This window comes from Chryseobacterium sp. JV274 (assembly GCF_903969135.1).
GTDB lineage: Bacteria > Bacteroidota > Bacteroidia > Flavobacteriales > Weeksellaceae > Chryseobacterium.
The window spans coordinates 4500772-4518855 of record NZ_LR824569.1 but is presented as its reverse complement, the minus strand read 5'-3'; the positions used below and the strand labels follow the sequence as shown (position 1 = coordinate 4518855).

16 protein-coding genes and 1 tRNA gene are annotated in these 18084 nt (G+C 36.8%); 13 read left to right on the top strand and 4 right to left on the bottom strand.

From position 1 onward, the window contains the following. The first annotated feature begins 8 nt into the window (after positions 1 to 8). The 3 genes from CHRYMOREF3P_RS24430 (at position 9) to CHRYMOREF3P_RS20885 (ending at position 3024) form a co-directional block, all read left to right on the top strand. Entirely contained in the window at positions 9 to 809 is an 801-nt protein-coding gene (locus tag CHRYMOREF3P_RS24430; RefSeq protein WP_410493600.1) for an RtcB family protein, read from the top strand. A 102-nt stretch (positions 810 to 911) separates the two neighbouring features. Then, a tRNA-OTHER gene (locus CHRYMOREF3P_RS20890) sits at positions 912 to 1024 on the top strand. A 245-nt stretch (positions 1025 to 1269) separates the two neighbouring features. Next, complete coding sequence (locus CHRYMOREF3P_RS20885; protein WP_180565424.1) at positions 1270 to 3024, top strand: hypothetical protein; 1755 nt, start codon at positions 1270 to 1272, stop codon at positions 3022 to 3024. Positions 3025 to 3187: 163 nt separating this feature from the next. Here CHRYMOREF3P_RS20885 and CHRYMOREF3P_RS20880 read toward each other — a convergent pair whose 3' ends face one another. Together CHRYMOREF3P_RS20880 and CHRYMOREF3P_RS20875 are read right to left on the bottom strand one after the other, a co-directional pair. Further along, entirely contained in the window at positions 3188 to 3742 is a 555-nt protein-coding gene (locus CHRYMOREF3P_RS20880; RefSeq protein ID WP_180565423.1) for a histidine phosphatase family protein, read from the bottom strand. Further along, on the bottom strand, positions 3727 to 4509 hold the full coding sequence (locus tag CHRYMOREF3P_RS20875) for an adenosylcobinamide-GDP ribazoletransferase (protein WP_180565422.1): 783 nt from the start codon (positions 4507 to 4509) through the stop codon (positions 3727 to 3729). The genes CHRYMOREF3P_RS20880 and CHRYMOREF3P_RS20875 overlap by 16 nt, the downstream gene beginning before the upstream one ends. 165 nt (positions 4510 to 4674) lie before the next feature. Here CHRYMOREF3P_RS20875 and CHRYMOREF3P_RS20870 point away from each other — a divergent pair, with 165 nt between their 5' ends. Next, complete coding sequence (locus tag CHRYMOREF3P_RS20870; protein ID WP_180565421.1) at positions 4675 to 5706, top strand: hypothetical protein; 1032 nt, start codon at positions 4675 to 4677, stop codon at positions 5704 to 5706. Between the two features lie 56 nt (positions 5707 to 5762). On the opposite strand, the gene cobT is transcribed toward CHRYMOREF3P_RS20870, so the two are convergent. Then, complete coding sequence (cobT, locus tag CHRYMOREF3P_RS20865) at positions 5763 to 6770, bottom strand: nicotinate-nucleotide--dimethylbenzimidazole phosphoribosyltransferase (protein WP_180565420.1); 1008 nt, start codon at positions 6768 to 6770, stop codon at positions 5763 to 5765. Positions 6771 to 6981: 211 nt separating this feature from the next. Between cobT and CHRYMOREF3P_RS20860 the strand changes: the two genes are divergently transcribed. The 3 genes from CHRYMOREF3P_RS20860 to CHRYMOREF3P_RS20850 all read left to right on the top strand — a co-directional run bounded on the left by CHRYMOREF3P_RS20860 (position 6982) and on the right by CHRYMOREF3P_RS20850 (position 9432). Further along, a complete protein-coding gene (locus CHRYMOREF3P_RS20860) occupies positions 6982 to 7731 on the top strand; it encodes a DNA polymerase beta superfamily protein (protein WP_180565419.1) in 750 nt (249 codons plus the stop codon). Positions 7732 to 7792: 61 nt separating this feature from the next. After that, positions 7793 to 8320, top strand: a complete 528-nt coding sequence (locus CHRYMOREF3P_RS20855) for a hypothetical protein (protein ID WP_180565418.1) — start codon at positions 7793 to 7795, stop codon at positions 8318 to 8320. Positions 8321 to 8325: 5 nt separating this feature from the next. Beyond that, entirely contained in the window at positions 8326 to 9432 is a 1107-nt protein-coding gene (locus CHRYMOREF3P_RS20850; protein WP_077415499.1) for a DNA polymerase beta superfamily protein, read from the top strand. A gap of 65 nt (positions 9433 to 9497) precedes the next feature. Here CHRYMOREF3P_RS20850 and CHRYMOREF3P_RS20845 read toward each other — a convergent pair whose 3' ends face one another. Then, positions 9498 to 9839: a TfoX/Sxy family protein gene (locus tag CHRYMOREF3P_RS20845; RefSeq protein ID WP_180565417.1), complete on the bottom strand. Its 342-nt coding sequence runs from the start codon at positions 9837 to 9839 to the stop codon at positions 9498 to 9500. 166 nt (positions 9840 to 10005) lie between these two features. On the opposite strand from CHRYMOREF3P_RS20845, the gene CHRYMOREF3P_RS20840 reads away from it, so the two are divergent. From CHRYMOREF3P_RS20840 to CHRYMOREF3P_RS20815, 6 genes are all read left to right on the top strand, one after another. After that, entirely contained in the window at positions 10006 to 10521 is a 516-nt protein-coding gene (locus tag CHRYMOREF3P_RS20840; protein WP_077415503.1) for a DUF2975 domain-containing protein, read from the top strand. A 1-nt stretch (position 10522) separates the two neighbouring features. Beyond that, a complete protein-coding gene (locus CHRYMOREF3P_RS20835) occupies positions 10523 to 10726 on the top strand; it encodes a helix-turn-helix domain-containing protein (protein WP_002980904.1) in 204 nt (67 codons plus the stop codon). A gap of 178 nt (positions 10727 to 10904) precedes the next feature. Further along, positions 10905 to 11777 (top strand): ABC transporter ATP-binding protein, encoded by an 873-nt coding sequence (locus CHRYMOREF3P_RS20830; RefSeq protein ID WP_077415505.1) that lies wholly within the window; start codon positions 10905 to 10907, stop codon positions 11775 to 11777. Positions 11778 to 11779: 2 nt separating this feature from the next. Next, entirely contained in the window at positions 11780 to 15004 is a 3225-nt protein-coding gene (locus CHRYMOREF3P_RS20825) for a M1 family aminopeptidase (protein ID WP_180565416.1), read from the top strand. Positions 15005 to 15123: 119 nt separating this feature from the next. Next, the gene (locus CHRYMOREF3P_RS20820) at positions 15124 to 15564 is read left to right on the top strand and encodes a MarR family winged helix-turn-helix transcriptional regulator (protein WP_047381143.1); all 441 of its coding nucleotides are present in this window, start codon (positions 15124 to 15126) and stop codon (positions 15562 to 15564) included. A 6-nt stretch (positions 15565 to 15570) separates the two neighbouring features. Continuing rightward, positions 15571 to 17988: a TonB-dependent receptor gene (locus CHRYMOREF3P_RS20815; protein ID WP_180565415.1), complete on the top strand. Its 2418-nt coding sequence runs from the start codon at positions 15571 to 15573 to the stop codon at positions 17986 to 17988. Positions 17989 to 18084 lie beyond the last annotated feature (96 nt).

Here is an 18084-nt window from a genome sequence, read left to right as displayed (position 1 = left end):
GTTCTCATATGGGGACTCAGGGAGACGGAAACCACTTCCTTTTTGTAGGAATTTCTAAAAATACCGGAAATACCATGATGGTAACTCATCACGGTTCAAGAGCACCGGGAGCGGCTTTATATGATAAAGGAATGAAGACAGCCAACCGTTTCAGACAGGAAATTTCTCCTGAAACATTGAGAGAAAACGCCTGGATTCCTTATGATACTGAAGAAGGTAAATCCTATTGGGAAGCCCTTCAGCTGATCAGACAATGGACAAAAGAAAACCATACTTCCCTTCATGATGCAGTTTTGAATAAGCTGGAAATGGAGAAGGAAAACAGATATTGGAATGAGCATAACTTCGTTTTCAAAGATGGAGATCTGTTCTATCATGCAAAAGGGGCAACTCCACTGGATGATAAATTCATGCCTGATATCACGGGACCAAGACTGATTCCGTTGAATATGGCAGAACCGGTACTGATTGTTCAGGGAAAAACAAATGAAAGAAACTTAGGTTTTGCCCCGCATGGAGCCGGAAGAAATTTCAGCAGAAGCCAGCATAAAAGATCTTTGGCTCATAAAACAACTGAAGAAATTTTCAATGAGGAAACAGAAGGATTAGATATCCGTTTCTATTCCAATGAAGTTGATATTTCTGAGCTTCCGAGCGCTTATAAAAGTGCTAAGAACGTAAGAGCACAGATTGAAGAATACGGACTTTGCGAAGTTTTGGATGAAGTAATGCCTTACGGGTGTATTATGGCCGGAGATGTTGAGAAGAATGCACCATGGAAGAGAAAGAAGAAATATAGAAAAGCATAATTCTTAATTTAAATACAAACCATAAAGGTTGAAAAAAACTAATGACCAACCTTACAGGTATAAAAGCCTGTAAGGTTAATGAAAACTTTTTTCATAACGGCAGGGGCAGTAGCTCAGATGGTTAGAGCAACAAAAATTACTTTTCGCTGCAGGCAACTAAAGTTCCTATAAATCGCCAAGATTGTGGGTCACAGGTTCGAGTCCTGTCTGCTCCTCAAAACAATGAAAATGCTTATATTCACTTATCAGTCATTTTCATATGTTAAAAAAATTAAAGGCAAAGAAAGTTCCTATATTTCCAGATTTACTTTCCGCTTTTTTACACATTATAAGGCAAAGGGAGTTCCTATATTTTTTGGATAAATTACTCCCCGCTTTTTATAAACTATAGGTAAAAGGAGTTCCTATACCCTTCACTTTTAATGAATATACTCCTCACTTATTTTTTTAACTTAAAACAATGAAAACACTACAATTATTCAATGCGGTATTGGCCAGAGAATCAAATGCAGAGCCATTTATTTCTAATGACGGTTTTATTATTGAACCAAATGCAGTTTGGGCAAAGAATGAAATCATCTCTTATTATGCCAAGGAAAAACTGAATGGGAATGATTTGAATAAAACATTTCATAAATCCTGGGAGAAAATAAAAAATACTTCCAGAATAGAATTGTTTTTTGAACAAATCAGACATTATATTTCAACCTATGGAAGTAATTTTCAGAGTGAAATTTATATTCCTGAAGAACTATTGAATGTTCCTGATGCAAAGTTGATTTTTAAAGTAATCAAGGCTTATACAGTAGAAGAAATGCAGGAAAAATGCCTTTCTCTCCTAAAGTCCGGAATCGCTTTGAAAGAAGAAACCATTGATGATTTGCTGTATATGCTGCATACGGAACTGGAATATGATTTCACAGGAAAAGAAAATATCAGAAATAAAGAAGCCATTATAAAAATAGCTGATCTGTACGATATTTATCCTGAAAATCCTGTTGAGTTTTTCCGTTATGTCATTTATAAAACGACGAATACAACGCTTTTAATCAAAAACGATGAATTGATTACTTTAATTAAGCAAAGTAATTTTAATCCAACCTATCTGTTTGAAAGTTTTGGGCAGAAAAAACTGGCAGAAATTTTCAACAGATTTAAGCCTTTATTCCTTGCTTATAAAAACAGAGCTCCCAAAGCCATTAATAAAATTTCAAAGCTCTCTAAAGTAAATCATAAGCCATTAGTCTCAAACCCGTTGAATGATGCTACCAATACATTACTGGAAAACAGTGATTGGCATTGGCTTGAAAATGCAACACCATTTGCATTATTTAAAGCACTGTCAGCGTGTTACTCAAGAATGTATGGTCAGGATACTTTTGTCTACAGAGTCAGAAACGGAAAATCATGGGTGAAAAAAGGTAAGGAAACTTACGTGAATCAATTCAACTATGAATTTATTTTAGATTTCCTGAAACTGAAGTATGAAAATATTTCCGGAAAGAAATTCTATTTTCCTGAGAATGTAGAATTTGCATTACCAACTTCTGAAAAAATGTTTGTTGGAAATATTCCTACCGGAACCCGTTTTTATAGTGAAAGACTGGCAGTAGGTATTTATTGGGAAGATCAGTGGGGAGCCAGTGATCTTGACCTTTCGGGATTGAATATCGCAGGAAAAATAGGCTGGAATGCTGCTTATAATCATGGTGACGGACAATTGATGTATTCAGGAGATATGACTTCTGCTCCCAACGGTGCCGTTGAATATCTTTACGCCAATAAAGGACACTGTGCACCAACACTTGTTATGAATAACGTTTTCAGCGGAGAGGCAAATTGTGGATATAAAATCGTGATCGGAAAGGGAGATGATATTTCCTACGACTATATGATGAACCCTAACCATCTTTTTGCTGAAGCCAGATGTAACTCGGTTCAGAAGCAAATGATTCTGGGAATGCTGGTCACAAAAAACGAAAAGCAATGTTTCGTGCTATTGAATTTCGGAGCCGGACATTCTCATGTTTCAGGAAATAGTGAAGTTTCCACTATGGCAACAAGTGCATTATACCAGCAATGGTTTGAAGCGATGTCTTTCAATGATCTTATTAAAGAACTGGGAGCAGAGATTACAACAGAAAAAGCGGAAGCTGACTTTGATTTTTCTCTGGAAAGCCTGGAAAAAGATAGTTTTATCAAAATTTTTAAATAAATTCTTTCACGTCATCTGATGGTATCAGGTGGCGTTTTTTGTGGATAAAAGTGGCTGGATTCCTTCGGAATGACAAACTATATGGGTAAGACCATCATTACAATTGTGTCATTCCGTAGGAATCTAAACATCATATTCTAGTTAGTAAAGAACTTTACAGTGTCTATACATTTATCTTTTTAACAGAAAAGATGCCTGCATCTACATTAATGATCACTTTCTTTCCATAATCAATCTGAATACTGAACATATTTTCCAGCGGAAACTGAAGCACAGTCTGAACAATCAGACGAATGACTCCGGCATGCGTGGCAATGAGAACTTTATGTATATCTTTTTTCTGAATTAATGCATTCCAAAAATTGAGAACACGGGTCTGCATTTCAAGGAGATTTTCTCCGCCAGAAGCTTTGATATTGACAAAATCTTTGTACCAGGGATTGATTTCTTCTTCCGGAATATCAGTCCATTTTTTCAGTTCCCAGTTCCCGAAATTCATTTCCCGAAGTCTTTCATCTGTCCGATAATCGAATTTAAAATAATCAGCTAAAAGACAGCAGCGTTGGGAAGGACTAGAGATTATCATATCATAATCATCATCTATCTCCAACTTTTTAAAATCTTCAGGATACTCTTTTCTTAAAGGCATTTCAGCAAAACCATAACATAGATTTTCCGGATTTTCTACGGCAGTATGACGGATTAAATGAATTTCCATACGATCATTGTTCCTAAGTAAAATAAAACTTCACAAACCTGCTGCACAGATCCCAGACAATCGCCTGTATAGCCGCCGATATGCTTTTTAAAATACCAACCCATATATATTTTCCCCAAATAAGCCAGCGCAAAAGCGAAAATCAACCGCCAGTCCGGAATCAGGGCAAAAGCAATTAAAACACTGACGAATCCTACCAGCAATGCCATTTTATCCAATGGTTTATTGGCCAAAGGTTTCGATTTACTGACATCAATATCAGTAACATATTGGTGGGTATAAATCATAGTTCCTGAAATAAACCGGCTTGTTGTATGAGCTAAAACGATAATGCCTAAAACTCTCAATGGCGCAACGGCCCCCAAAGCCTGAATACCGTAGAATTTCAGAGCAAAAAGCAGGATAATACCAATCGTTCCATACGCTCCTACCCGGCTGTCTTTCATAATAGTCAGTATTTTTTCCTTTCCATAGCCGCCACCGAAACTGTCGCACATATCTGTAAAACCATCTTCATGAAAAGCTCCGGTAAGCAAAACACTGGAAATCATCATTAAAACAATTCCAATTTCCAAATTAAAAAGTACCGTGGAAAGATAAAGGATTACCGCATTGATGAGTCCTATTAACAACCCAACCCAGGCAAAATATTTTTGGGATCTGTTCATAATCTCACTGGAATAAGGAATGGTAAACGGAACCGGGATTCTTGTGAAAAACATCAGCGCTGTTGCAAAGTAGATCAGTTCATTCTTGAGGACTTTCATTGTTTTTTAGATATAAAAACCGGGATTAATCAATTTCAGTAAAATTAGGAAAGCTTTCAGATATGATCAAAAGATAAATGGGAAAAATGAAAAACATGAATGTTATCACATTACTATTTTTCCTTTAAATACAGCATATTTTTTACTTTTGCATCATTAATAACCATGAAAAAAAAACAAATGAAAAAAGCGTATTTCGTTGGATTATGTCTTATATCCATAGTAAGCTGTTCAGCTCCCGGTGATGAACTGGAAAATGTAAATGAATCACAAGCCTTAAATTCATCCGGAAAAAACATGCTGGCAAAAGGAGGCTTCAGAGATAACCCTGATACACCCACTCCTCCTCCTGCAGGAATCTGGTCTAAATCTTTTTATTTAACTAATCCTATTTACGGTTTCTACAGTGATCTTACTAAAAAATATCTATACAATACCTCCCCTCTACCATCCGAACTTCCTAAATCCTATCCCGGATTAAGCTATTATTTTCAGGAGAGATTATTAGGTTCTGCAGATGGCCCCGGTCCGGTAATTACAAGATGGTTTCATACAGGAACTAATGATCTGGTATTAACGACTAACCCTAATGAGCTTACAGGTCAAAGTTACTGGGAAAAAAGAGATCTCGGTACCAGTTATAACGGTGATGAGCCAGGAAGCTTTCCTATTTACAGGTATTTTAATGGTGATAAAAAGACCCACTTCTATACGAGAGATAAGAATGAATTGGGGGATGGAAAAGATGGATTTGTTTATGAAGGTATTTCCTTCTACCTGAAAGAATCAGAGCCTAAAGCTTTCAGAATCCGTGACGGAGAATTTTTCCAGGATACCAGCACAGGAGCAGTTTATCTTGTCTTTGAAAGTACTTTAAGACGTATTGATTCCTGGTCTGTTGTGAATGGATTGTTTGATTTTAAACCAGATCCAAGAACCGGAAAATCTAAAGAGTGGAAACTTTTAAAAGTTAACAATATCAACGACTATACCGGAGAGAGAGGACCTGATATTACCTCAGCCAATCAACTGGTACAAAACACCAATGACGGCAAAATATATTTAGTGGATGACGGTTTATACAGATACATTCCTACTGAACTGATTTTTAAAATCTATAATTTTAATGAGGATGCGATCCAAAAGAAACCTATAAGAATGATGTTTACTGGTAAAGATGTTGCCAAGACTTACTAACAGATTGCATTGATACATAAAAGGGGCTTCATTGCCCCTTTATTATTTTATAAAGCTTAAGACGATTTATTGGAAATGTGAGCATCTTCAAAACTTGACATTTCATTCAGGAAATTAACCGCACTTTGAATAATTGGATAGGCCAATGCACAGCCTGTTCCTTCACCAAGTCGCAGATTCAGATTTAAAATAGCTTTCTCCCTCATCAGTCCCAACAATTGAGGGTGGGCATTTTCATTGCTTACATGACAGAAAATGCAATTGTTCAGGATTTCAGGATTCTTTTTCCATACCGTTGCTACTGCTACCGTTGCAATAAATCCATCTACCATAATCAGCATATTATGATGATAAGCTTCTTCAATGGCTCCGATCATTTGTGCAATTTCTAATCCGCCAAAGATTTGAGCAATTTCATCCTCAGTCATTTCAGACGGATATTTCTCTATCGCTTCTGTTAAGATACTGATCTTATTTTGTAACTGGTGGTCATTCAAACCTGTTCCGCGTCCTATACAATTGGTAATCGGAATGTCAAACAGTTTGCTCATCATCAATGAAGAAGCTGAAGTATTCCCGATTCCCATTTCACCGAAACCAATGATATTACAGTCCTTTCCAGCAATTTCAGCAACTACAGCCTTTCCATTTTTAAGTGCCAGCTGGTATTCTTCAAAAGTCATGGCTGGTTCTTTCAGGATATTACGGCTGGATTTTCTGACTTTTTTATAAATCAGATTCAGCCCTTCAGGAAAATCAAAATTCACTCCGGCATCTACAATTTTAATCTTAATACCATGCTGTCTGCAAAAAACATTGATGGCTGCACCACCACCCAGAAAATTCATGACCATCTGATAGGTTACTTCCTGTGGGTAAGCACTTACGCCTGCAGCAGCAATTCCGTGATCGGCAGCAAAAACCACCATATGAGGATTCAATAACTGTGGTGAAGTGGTCTTCTGAACCATTCCGATTTTGTGAGCAAGGTGTTCCAAATGTCCTAATGCACCTAACGGTTTTGTCTTAAAATCAATTTTATGCTGTAATTCTGATGATAACATGGATATTAAATGTAGTTATGTTAAATTGAGAAAGTGCAATATTAGTGAAATGAGGAAGAATTTGTACCTTTTTCAGTAGTTTTTATAAGCTTAGGGCTGCAAGTTAGATACACACCCTCAAACTCTCTCACACTAAAATTTTCAAACACAAAAATTCTACGCAAGAACATTGCGCACACTATTCTTTCCTTTGCATTATAAATCAAAAACAATGACACCAAAAATACTTGAAAAAATAAAAGAAGTTGAGGCAAGCCGGGGTGTAGAAGTCCTTCTTGCAGTAGAATCAGGAAGCAGAGCCTGGGGTTTTGCCTCTCCTGACAGTGATTATGACATACGTTTCATATACCGTCATGAAAAAGACTGGTATCTTTCTCCATGGGATAAGGATGAAACAATAGAATTTATGACAGAAGATAATCTGGACGGTTCGGGTTGGGATCTGCGAAAGACCTTTCATCTTTTACTGAAGTCGAATGCAGCCTTACTAAGCTGGTTTTATTCTCCAATAGTATATAAAACAGATGAAAAGTTTGTAGAACTGTTCAGACCTTTGGCAGACGCTTGTTTTTCTCCGGTTGCGGTTTCTTATCATTATTTAAGCATGAGCAAGAAATATCTGGAAGCCTGCAGAAGTGATGAAGTAAAATTAAAAAGTTACTTTTATTGCTTACGAACCACATTAACGGGAAAATGGATCATAGAAAAAGGGACGGTTCCTCCTGTACTGTTCAGTGATCTGCTTATTTTAACGGATGATACAACCAGAAGGAAAATAGAAGATCTTGTCGACTTAAAAGCCACCAAAGGAGAATCTTATTACCACCCAAACGATTGGGAACTGTTTGAATTTCTGGAGAAAACAATCGCTGAGAATGAGAAGAAATCAAAAAGTCTTCCGGCTGGAAAGGCGGATAAAGGTGAAATGGAGAGGGTTTTTAGGGAAATATTAGCGCTATAATTTAAACCATTTGAAGTGCTTTGGAAGTAATTGTGAACAGTTGTATTAAAAATTAATATCCATGGAAAAAGAAAACTCTTTTATTAAACATTGTAATATCATACAGTCAAAGTATAGAATTGTAATACCAGAAAATATACAGACTTATTTTGCCAAATTTTCAGAAGATTCCGACAATTTTTATTATCAGGTACTAAAAAAAACTGATGATTATAAAATATTTTACACTAAAGAATTTGTTGAGTTTATTATCGGGAAATATGTAGATTCTGCTATAGATTTTGAATTTCTTCAAAATATGATTGATGAGGGGAATTATGAATATTCATTGCTTGAAAAAAAATTTGTCTCTGAAAATATTGATTTTTCTTTTTTGAATACATGTCTTCAGGAATATGATTCAATTCCTTTTTATATTGGAATTTACACATTTGAAACCTGTGGAGGTGAAGAATTCCTAATCATTAATGATGATAAAACCGGATATATTGCAGGGCGTTCTCACTATGATTTTGAAAAAATTGAAATTAATGCGAGTTCCATTAAATATCAAAAAATTGACTTCATCAAAAAGCTACAATTTAAATAATTAAAATGACCATCCAAGACCTAAAAAATAACAACCTTCTCCTCTTCGAAGCCATTTCCGGAAGCCGGGCTTTCGGGCTGGCAACGGAGAATTCTGATACGGATATCCGTGGTGTGTATTATCTGCCGAAGGAAGATTTCTTTGGCCTGAACTATATTCCGCAGATTTCCAATGAGACAAATGACATTACGTATTATGAAATCGGGAGATTTGTTGAACTGCTGCAGAAAAACAATCCCAATATTCTTGAAATTCTGGCCAGTCCGGAGGATTGTATCCAATATAAACATCCGTTGATGGATCTGCTGAAAACTGAAGATTTTCTATCAAGACTATGTAAAGATACCTTTGCTGGCTATGCTGTTTCACAGATTAAAAAAGCAAAAGGTCTCAACAAAAAGATTTTAAATCCTATCGATAAAGAGAGAAAATCTGTTCTGGATTTCTGTTTTATTCTTGAAGGACAAGGTTCTGTACCCTTGAAAAAATGGCTTCTTGAATTCCCATCCTCTGGAGGGGTGTCCGCAGGACGGGGTGGTTTATCACAAGAGAAATGCGGATTAATAAGCATTGACCATACAAAAGGAATGTATGCTTTATTTTATGATGACACTGGAATGTTGGGATATAAAGGTGTTATCCAAAATGAAGAGGCAAACCAGGTTTCTGTCTCATCCATTCCTAAAGATGAAAAACCTGTTGCTTATATGTTCTGCAACCTCTATGCCTACTCTGTGTACTGCAAAGACTACAGGGAATACTGGAAATGGGTGGCTGAGCGCAATGAAGACCGCTATAATGTCAATCAGAATCACGGACAGAATTACGACAGCAAGAACATGATGCACACGATCCGGCTGCTGCAGTCCTGTGAGCAGATTTTTAAAACCAGTTCACTGACGATCCGCGTAGAAAACCGTGACGAACTGTTAGATATCAAAGCAGGCAATCAATCGTATGAAAACGTAATGCAAAAGGCAGAAAACCTTATAGAATCAATAGAAAATCATTATTCTGCCTCCAGTCTTCCTGACGGGCCGGATCTGGAAAAAACAACAAAAATATTAATTCAGATCAGAGAAAAACTGTACGGAGATAATGATGAATTATGAATGTGGGACTGCTGAATTCCGGCATTCCCACTCTCTTACTCTCAAACATTCTCACTCTCCAAAACTCACTTCTTCGAAGCCTTTGCTATCGGATTATAATCCAGACAGATTTTGATCCAATATTCAAAATCATCTGCTTTTTTAAAACCAATGGGTTCTACATAGCAATACCCATTGAGCTGCTTCCCTTTCATAATCATCGGCAGAAAACCTTTTTTCTCCGAAACCTCATCTTCCATTTCAGGATCATAACGGCACATCAGGTTGTCATGACTGATATTGATGCACATTTTCTCATTCACCAGAAAAGCCAGTCCGCTGAACATTTTCTTCTCTTCAACCTCAATGTTTTCTACCATTGAAAGCCGTTCACGTACCCGGTCGGCAAGTTCAGTACTGTAAGCCATAATTTCTATTTTTTATTATTTAAAATTAATTAAAAACTTTGATTATCACATTATTCTATCGGTTTTCTTGACAGGTCTCAAATTTAAAAAATAAAATTTTATTTAAATTAATTATTGTTTTACGATAATTAATTATACATTTGCAATAGTAATTAATGTTCGTACCATGAACCAGACCAAAATTATTTCAAGGATTTTATTTTATATCTGCTCTGTATTGTCAGCTGGATATTTAATCACTTTTGTGTACTCTATATTCTGTCTTATCACCGGATTTGCGGTTACACCTTACAAAGAGGGAAAGTTTCTCCACATCAATTATCCGTTTACAGAACAGCCATTTCTGAATATCGAAAACAATTACTCCTATATGATTTTTTCATTTCTGTCTGTACTCATCACTTATGGAATCTTTTTCTGGTTATCTGCCAGGGTTTTCAAAGTATTTTTCCAGCAGAAACTGTTTACACAGGAAAATATCAATCAGCTTAAGAAATTTTACCTGTACAATATTTTCATTCCCCTTCCGCTGGTGATTATCGCGAGTTTCTTTGTGGAAGTAGAAAGTATGATATGGGGACTGGTGTTTATTCACTTTATGCTTGGAATTTTCTGTCTGTTTCTTGCGAATATCTTTAAGCAAGGACTACATTTGCAAAACGAACAAGACCTATTTATTTAAAATGCCAATTATAGTCAACTTAGATGTGATGCTTGCCAAACGAAAAATGCAGAGTAAAGAATTGGCAGAAAAACTGGGTATCACGCCCGTCAACCTCTCTATCCTTAAAACCGGAAAAGCCAAAGGGGTCCGCTTCGATACGCTTGAAGCCATCTGTAAAATCCTGGAATGCCAGCCCGGCGATATTCTTGAATTTAAAGAGTAAACGGGATTCGAGGTACGAGTTTCGGGTTGGTGAGTTTGAAGATGAATGTGTAAAAATTCCGCATCTAACTTTTAACTTCCAGCTAACCTCCAAACCCTAAACTTTAAACTTTAAACTTTAAACCTCTAAAATCGCTGCCGAAAGGCCGCCTGTCCTTCTATTCCCCAAACACAACATTATGAATACATTATCCATCAACAACTTAAGTCTTACCTATAAAAATGGTTTTCAAGCCATTAAGGACATTTCTCTCGACATCAAAAACGGAATGTTCGGACTGCTGGGACCCAACGGAGCCGGAAAATCATCTCTGATGAAAACCATTGTGGGGCTTCAGAAACCAACATCGGGAACGATTCTTTTCAATGAAGTAGATATTATCAAGAATCCCGATTATATCAAACAGAATCTTGGATTTCTTCCTCAGGATTTTGGAGTTTATCCGAAAGTATCAGCCTACGACCTATTGGAACATATTGCTGTATTGAAAGGTATCACCGATAAAAACCAACGTAAAAATCAAATTCTGGGTCTGCTTGAAAAGGTCAACCTTTCTGATTTTGCTAAAAAAGAAGTACACACCTTCTCAGGAGGGATGAAACAGCGTTTTGGTGTAGCTCAGGCATTATTGGGAGATCCGAAAATTATCATTGTGGATGAGCCTACTGCCGGATTGGATCCTGAAGAACGCAACCGATTCAATACATTGCTCAATGATATCAGCCAGGAGGTTATCGTTATTTTGTCAACTCATCTCGTTGAAGATGTCAGAAATCTTTGCTCAGAAATGGCAGTGATGAACCACGGACAGATTCTCAGAAAAGGGAATCCCGGAAAATTAATTGCAGCGTTGGACAACAAAATCTGGTCAAAACCTATTGACAAAACCGAACTGGATACTTATAGTTCCAACTATGAGATTATCAGCAGACAGCTTCTAGAAAGAGAACTTCATATTACCGTATTTTCTGAAGAATCTCCCAAAAATTTCAGTTCCGTAACTCCTTTATTGGAACACGTTTATTTCCATACACTCACTCAAAAACCTTAATCATGAACACTATATTTTTATTTGAAGCCGGACGCACTAGCAAGCACTGGCTCACCTATCTTGTGGCCTTACTTTTAGCAGCTCTCGGTATTTTTTGCGGGAGCCAGTTTAATCTTTCAGTAGGAGAAGGAATTTATTTAAACTCACCCTATACCATCGGTTTTATGACCGGAATACTAAGTCTTGCTATTATTTTTTTTGCCAGCGTGTATGCCTTACAGCTGTTGTTTAAAGATCAGGATTCAAAATTTGACCATATTCTGTTTTCATTTCCTTTTTCAAAGTCCAGTTACCTGAAAGGGAAATTCACCACTTATTTCCTCCAGACCTTTGTAAGTTTTTCATTTCTGATGACAGGATTTCTCATAGGACAAATCATGCGTACCGGCAGTGAAATGCAGGAAGGTTTTAATATCATTCATTACATCTATCCACTATTGATCTTCGGCCTCATCAACAGCTTTTTTGTCTGCAGTTTCCTGTTTCTTATTTCATTTATTGTTAAGAAAAAACTACTGGTTGTAGTGGGCGGGCTGCTTCTGTATGTGTTATATATGATTGTTTTACTGTTTTCCAACTCTCCTTTTATGGCGGGAAGTTTGCCACAGTCTTTAGAGACACAACAGCTTTCGGCTTTGATTGACCCTTTTGGACTGTCTGCTTATTTCATGCAGGCCCGTGATCTGAGTTCATATCAGAAAAATATTCAGATGGTTCCTTTTACAGGTTATCTGCTGTTCAACAGACTCTTATTTATCCTGATATCAGTTGGATTTCTTCTTCTTTCATTCAGGTTATTTTCATTCTCCAATGTATCCGGAAAGAAAGTAAAAACATCGGGACCTATTCAGTTATTATCTGAAACGGATAGATCAGAATATTCAACTGTTTCAGCAAACTTTGGCGGATCGGCTTCTTCTCGGGCTGTATTTTCTTTTGTAAAAATCGACCTTACGTATCTGTTCAAAAGCATTGCTGTTCCTGCTGTTTCTATCCTCCTTTTATTTTGTGTCGGCATGGAAATGTATGCCGAGATTGAAAAAGGAATTCGCCTTCCGCAGAAATATGCCGGTTCTGGACTTATGGCTAAAACTATTTCAGAGAATTTCCATCTGCTTGGCCTTCTTATTTCAGTGTATTTTCTGAACGATATCTTCTGGAGAAGCCGGTCTTCCGGATTTTTCCTCATTGAAAACAGTACTTATTTCTCCAAAAACAGAGTAACCGGGCATTTTATTTCAATCAGCCTCCTGCTGTTTTTCTTTACAGGAATTTTAATTGCTGAGGGAATTGTTTTCCAGGCTGCCTATCAGTATTTTTATATCGACTGGAGGGCTTATCTGGGTGTTTTCCTTTTCAACACTTTCCCCTTGATCCTTTTTTCCGGATTGATCCTTCTGATTAATGACAGAATTCCTAATAAGTTCATTGCACTCGCAGTTTCCATTCCCGCAGTTTTTGTATTGTCCGGTCCTGTTTCCGGGAAAATCATCTCCTACCCTCTTTTCAGAATATTTTCAGATTTTAAAGGCACTTACAGTGATTTTAACGGCTATGGGATCTATGAAAAGGCTTTTGCACAAAGACTTCTGTTCGGAACGGGTATCATCTGTACTTTATGGATGTTTAATCATTTTATAAGGATTAAAAAAATCTCTGTCATTCCTTCTGGTCTCAGTATTCTTCTGCTGATTTCAGGAATTTTTGCCGGAGTATTTTTTATGAAAGGATATGTTCCTAAAAATGAAGACCTGGCTATCTTAAGCTCAGTAGAATATGAAAAAAACTTCCGGAAGTATGAAAATCTGCCACAGCCTGATATTACTGATATTACCACAGAAATCAATCTTTATCCTTCAGAAAACGCCTATCAGATTATAGGGAAATATACTCTTACCAATCAAACCGGTCGGCCCATCAATAAAATACTCATCAACTTTAATGAGGATCTGAAACTTGAATCTGCCGTATTGATATCGGGTCGGGAAACCATGAAAATTAACAAAAACACTAAAGAAGTTGTATTAAAACAGGCTATTCAATCGGGCGAGACAGCTTCCCTGAATTTCAACCTGTTTTACCAATGGTTTGCGGTCAATGGCCATCAATCCTTTAATTCCGTTATTGAAAACGGTTCTTTTATGAGGATCAGCAGATATTATCCCACCATCGGTTATCAAAAGGATTATGAAATTCAGGATGAAAAACAACGCAGCCAATTCAGATTGGGAAAACTTACGGAACTGAAGAAGCCGGAAGCTCCTGAAGTAGTAAAAAAGGATTTCATTAATCTCAATATGACTGTTTCTACTGAAGAGAATCAGACAGCCATAGGCACAGGAGACCTAGTAAAGAAATGGACAAAATCCGGCCGTCATTATTTCCGGTATAAAGCAGATCAGATTCCTTTCCGGTTTGCCGTTTCTTCAGCTAACTATGAAATAAAAAGTGAGCGCTATAAAGGAATCACCATCAATATCTTTTATCATCAAAAACATTTTGAAAACGTAGATCATCTTCTGGAAAACGCAAAGCTTACTTTGGATTACTGCCAGCAGAATTTCGGGAAATATCCTTTTGCAACCATTAATTTTGCAGAGATTTCTTCTTTCACCAGAGGCTTTGCTGCAACAGCTTATCCTTCTGCAGTCTTTATGCCTGAAGATATGGTTTTCCATGCCAATATACAGGCGGATAAAAAACAGGATGTCATCAATGAATTGGCTGGTCATGAGCTTTCCCATCTCTGGTGGGGAAACAGCCAGATCAATCCTGACAATAGAGAGGGTTCTGTAATGCTAACCGAAACACTGGCTATGTATACGGAAATGATGCTTTACAAAAAAATGCACGGAAGAGAAAAAATGATGGAAAGAATCCAGGTGCATGAGCAGATCTATGACAATGAAAAAGGATTGTCTGAAAATGTTCCGATCTATAAAGCTACGGGAGGTGTTCCTCATATTTCTTATTCCAAAGGTGCTGCAGCCATGGTAGAATTGAGCAATTTAATTGGTGAAGAGAACGTGAACACGGCTTTAAAAAGCTTTCTGAACAATAATCAATATCCCAAGAAACCCTCTTCACTGGATCTGATTAATGAATTTTACAAAGCTGCTCCGAATGCCTCAGTCAGAAAACAGATCGACAGATTATTCAAAACCACAGAAAATATAACGTTTACTTCAGAGTCGAAAAATGCTTCTACAAAGACAAATCAGAAATAATTTACAAACCGTTTTTAATTTTTTTAAAAATATTTTTCAGGAATTGTAACAAAATAAAAAGGGATTCTACCAATTAGTTGATATATCAATAATTGATAAGTCATTTTAAATTCTGAAATATGGAAAAGTTAAATTCAATTATATTCTACAACATAGACAAAGCAATCAGAGCCTACAGAAACTATGCACAGCGGCAGCTGAAAGCGCATGGCTATACGATCACGATTGATCAGTGGCTTATCATCAAAGCGATTCTGGAAAACCCGGGAATTACCCAGAATGAGATTGGTGATCTTGTTTTCAAAGACAATGCTTCTGTCACGAGGATTATTGATTTAATGGTAAAATCCGAATACATTACAAGACATGTTCATCCTGAAGACCGCCGAAAAACCAATCTGGAAGTAACAGATTCCGGAGTAAAAGTGATCAGAGAGGTTCAGAATATCGTGGAGAAGAACCGTAAAACGGCTTTGAAGGGTATTAAAAATGAGGAACTGGAAGTCATGTATTCAGCTTTACTGAAAATTTCAGAAAACTGTCTTAACCCTAAAAAGTAAAACGCTATGACCAGAATACTCTCATTTATATTTATCTGTATACTGATCTTGTTCAGCAGCAGATATTCTGCCCAACAGGCTGCACAGAGTTTTTCATTGTCCGGAAATATACAATCCGGCAAAGCTGAGCAGATGGAGATCAATCTCTTTAATGCAGATCATCAGTTAATCAAAACAGAAATTGCTGATGGTAATGGTAAGTTTAATTTTAATGATTTAAAACAAGGAACTTATCAGGTAAAGATCAATAGAAACGGTACTGAAGTCTATCATTCAGAAAATATTTCATTGGCCGAAAATACGACTCTACCTTCCATAGACCTGAATATAAAATCTATTGAAGGTGTAACGATCACCAAAACCAAACCTCTTATTGAAAGACAGGACGGAAAGATGATTATGAATGTTGAAAACAGCATTGCCAGCACCGGAAATTCCGCTTTTGAAGTATTGGAAAAAGCTCCGGGAGTGAGTATTGACAATAATGATAATATAAGCCTTCGCGGAAAAGGAAATCTTCTGATTCAGATTGACGGCAAAAATACACCAATGACGGGAAGTGACCTTGCCAATTACCTTAAGGGAATTCCATCCTCTACGATTGAAAAGATAGAATTCATTACCAACCCATCTTCCAAATATGATGCAGCAGGATCTGCAATCATTAATATTAAGCTTAAAAAGGAACAGAGAAAAGGAACCAACGGAAGTGTTTCCACGTCATTGGGAACGGGTAAATATGTGAAGAATAATAACAGTTTCAGTATTAACCACCGAAATAAGAAAATCAATATTTTCGGAAATTACAGCTTTGCCTACAGGGAAGCTTACAACGGTCTGGTCCTGGACAGGAATTTCTATGAAGCCAACAATTTCAAAAAAGCATATGTACAGGATAATTATCTGAAATTCAAATTCAACAGCCATGTTGCCAAAGCGGGAATGGATTATTATCTGAATGATAAAAATGTGCTTGGCTTTTCTGTAGGGCTGGTTTCAAATAAATTCAATGTAAACGGAGATAATTCTAACGTGACACTGGGAAGCAGCCATCTTCCTGAAAGCTCATTCACCACCGTCAACAGATCGAATGACCGCTGGACCAATCTTTCATTCAATCTTAACCATAAATACACGATTGATTCTTTAGGCTCTGAAATCTCTACTGATTTCGATTACATTAATTATGCAAATTCTTCGCTGCAAAGTTTTGATACCCAAACACATGAAATAGCCAGCGGAACAGATAATCTGGATATTATAAAAGGTGATATGGATGGAAAACTGAACATTTATTCTTTAAAGTCTGATCTTACCAAGAATTTTAACCATGAATGGAAGCTGGAAACGGGAATTAAAACCAGCTTTGTAAAAACAGACAATGATCTGAAGTTTTTCAATGCGAGTTCCGGAATTCTGATCCCTGATCTTTCCAAAACCAATCATTTTATTTACGAAGAAAATATTAATGCGGTCTATGGAAATGTCTCTAAAAAATGGGAAAAGTTCAAAGCGACTGCCGGACTAAGAATGGAAAACACCAATGTAAAAGGAACCCAGCTTACCACGAATCAAATTAACAAAAGAAATTACACACAATTGTTTCCAAGTGCCGTCTTTTCTTATGATCTGACAGATAAAAGTAACCTTGAAGTTAATTTCAGCAGAAGAATCACAAGACCGAGCTACAACCAGCTGAATCCGTTTAAGTTTTATCTTGATCCCACCACGCTTAAGGCAGGAAATCCTGATCTGAATGCACAGACCACGATGAATTATGAACTGACTTACAGCTTGAGCAACAAATATTTTGCAACATTAAGCTATAGTAAGACCTCTAATAATATCACAGATATCCTTAAACCTGTGGTAGAAAACGGACAGGTGGTAACGGTACAGACCATTGAAAACCTGAGTTCTGTATCTTATTTCGGATTAAATCTTATTGCTCCTGTAAAGGTGACCAAATGGTGGGATATGAACAACAGTGCTAATTTCTACTATGGATCATATACCGGGAATGTTTCAGGAACACAGATCAATAACAAAGGAAATTTCACGTTTAGCATCAACAGTATTAATTCCTTCAAATTAGGCAATGGTTTCACTGCCGAACTTACCGGAAATTACAAAGCAAGAGAAATTTACGCTTATCTGAATGTGAGTCCTAACTGGTATCTGAATATCGGAGCGCAAAAGAAATTCAAAAACAATAGCACCCTGAAGCTGGCCTTCACCGATATGTTCTTTACAAGCAATATAAAAGGGCAAACTGTTTATAATGATTATCTCGAAAACTTCGCAGTAAAAAGAGATACCCGTGTGGTAACACTTTCTTACGCCTACAATTTCGGATCTTCCAAAAACGGGCAGCCCAGAAAAACAGGAGGTGCTGAGGATCTGAAACAAAGAATTGGAAGTTAATAACTACAGTCATTGCAAGCTAAACAATCTCTGAATTTTCAAAAGCGAGATTGCTTCAATGCTTTGCATTTCGCAATGACATAAAAAGCAAAAATC

What these genes read in the sequence shown, in the direction of transcription:
- CHRYMOREF3P_RS20825 (WP_180565416.1), top strand. Translation starts at nt 11,780, where the DNA reads ATGAACACTATATTTTTATTTGAAGCCGGACGCACTAGCAAGCACTGG.
- CHRYMOREF3P_RS20815 (WP_180565415.1), top strand. Translation starts at nt 15,571, where the DNA reads ATGACCAGAATACTCTCATTTATATTTATCTGTATACTGATCTTGTTC.
- CHRYMOREF3P_RS20885 (WP_180565424.1), top strand. Translation starts at nt 1,270, where the DNA reads ATGAAAACACTACAATTATTCAATGCGGTATTGGCCAGAGAATCAAAT.
- CHRYMOREF3P_RS24430 (WP_410493600.1), top strand. Translation starts at nt 9, where the DNA reads ATGGGGACTCAGGGAGACGGAAACCACTTCCTTTTTGTAGGAATTTCT.
- CHRYMOREF3P_RS20845 (WP_180565417.1), bottom strand. Translation starts at nt 9,839, where the DNA reads ATGGCTTACAGTACTGAACTTGCCGACCGGGTACGTGAACGGCTTTCA.
- CHRYMOREF3P_RS20835 (WP_002980904.1), top strand. Translation starts at nt 10,523, where the DNA reads ATGCCAATTATAGTCAACTTAGATGTGATGCTTGCCAAACGAAAAATG.
- CHRYMOREF3P_RS20820 (WP_047381143.1), top strand. Translation starts at nt 15,124, where the DNA reads ATGGAAAAGTTAAATTCAATTATATTCTACAACATAGACAAAGCAATC.
- CHRYMOREF3P_RS20830 (WP_077415505.1), top strand. Translation starts at nt 10,905, where the DNA reads ATGAATACATTATCCATCAACAACTTAAGTCTTACCTATAAAAATGGT.
- CHRYMOREF3P_RS20880 (WP_180565423.1), bottom strand. Translation starts at nt 3,742, where the DNA reads ATGGAAATTCATTTAATCCGTCATACTGCCGTAGAAAATCCGGAAAAT.
- CHRYMOREF3P_RS20870 (WP_180565421.1), top strand. Translation starts at nt 4,675, where the DNA reads ATGAAAAAAAAACAAATGAAAAAAGCGTATTTCGTTGGATTATGTCTT.
- CHRYMOREF3P_RS20860 (WP_180565419.1), top strand. Translation starts at nt 6,982, where the DNA reads ATGACACCAAAAATACTTGAAAAAATAAAAGAAGTTGAGGCAAGCCGG.
- CHRYMOREF3P_RS20850 (WP_077415499.1), top strand. Translation starts at nt 8,326, where the DNA reads ATGACCATCCAAGACCTAAAAAATAACAACCTTCTCCTCTTCGAAGCC.
- cobT (WP_180565420.1), bottom strand. Translation starts at nt 6,770, where the DNA reads ATGTTATCATCAGAATTACAGCATAAAATTGATTTTAAGACAAAACCG.
- CHRYMOREF3P_RS20840 (WP_077415503.1), top strand. Translation starts at nt 10,006, where the DNA reads ATGAACCAGACCAAAATTATTTCAAGGATTTTATTTTATATCTGCTCT.
- CHRYMOREF3P_RS20855 (WP_180565418.1), top strand. Translation starts at nt 7,793, where the DNA reads ATGGAAAAAGAAAACTCTTTTATTAAACATTGTAATATCATACAGTCA.
- CHRYMOREF3P_RS20875 (WP_180565422.1), bottom strand. Translation starts at nt 4,509, where the DNA reads ATGAAAGTCCTCAAGAATGAACTGATCTACTTTGCAACAGCGCTGATG.